The 935-nt window shown below is 44.6% G+C and carries 1 protein-coding gene; it reads right to left on the reverse strand.

Annotation, left to right across the window (positions count from 1 at the left end; all coding sequences use genetic code 11):
• Position 1 precedes the first annotated feature (1 nt).
• On the reverse strand, positions 2-935 hold a 934-nt coding region (locus ACP45E_RS19330; protein WP_069585447.1), incomplete at its 5' end, for a DEAD/DEAH box helicase.

Consider the following 935-nt stretch of genomic DNA (forward strand, 5'->3'; position numbering starts at 1 on the left):
TTTACTCGTCATCCACTTTAGGAGCGACTTTCTTTTTAGGAATAAATACGGTGTCACCCACGGCCACATTATTATGAAAGCTCTTATCACGCTTAACCGGTTTCTTTGGTGTTCTCTTCGCTTGAGGCTTAGCTTTTTTGTTATCCGCTTTACCACCACGGTAATCTTTTTTCGCAGGCTTTAAGCCTTTGAACTTACCCTTCAAGCCTTCGAGCACTGAGAAACTAAGATCTTGCTGAAGATACATTTCTACGCGCTTAAAACTGTCCCAGTCTTTAGGGCCAACCAAAGATACAGCATCGCCTTTGCTACCAGCTCGGCCTGTACGACCAACACGGTGAACGTATTCTTCGGTATGTTTTGGCATATCAAAGTTAATTACGTGAGTCACATTAGAAATATCCAGCCCGCGCGAAGCGATATCGGTTGTCACTAGAACCTTGAATACAGCACGCTCGAACTGACTCATGATAGTGTTACGCTGAGGCTGAGTTAGGCTGCCGCTGAGTGCAATGGCTTTAAGCTTCTTCTCATTCAACTTTTCAGTGAGACGTTCAGTGTCAGCACGAGTCGCGGTAAAGATGATAACTTGTTTGTATTCCGCCTCTTCGAGCACTCTATCTAAAATAGCTTCTTTGTGATCTAGGTGGTCACATAAATAGAATTTCTGAGTAATGTCTTTATGTTCTTGGTTTGAAACACCCACCGAAATGCGCTTAGGGGTATCCAACATTTCTGAGGCGATCTCATTAACGTCAGAATGCTCTAGTGTGGCTGAGAACATCAAAGTCTGGCGGCGACGATGCTTTGCTGCATTATGAATTTTGCGTAACTCTGGCGCAAAACCAAGATCCAACATACGGTCGGCTTCATCCAGAACCAATGTATCTAACCCATCTAGATGAAGTGAGCGGTGCTCTAGGTGATCGGCCAAG

It is taken from the genome of Vibrio genomosp. F10 str. 9ZD137 (assembly GCF_049974785.1).
Classification (GTDB): Bacteria; Pseudomonadota; Gammaproteobacteria; order Enterobacterales; family Vibrionaceae; genus Vibrio.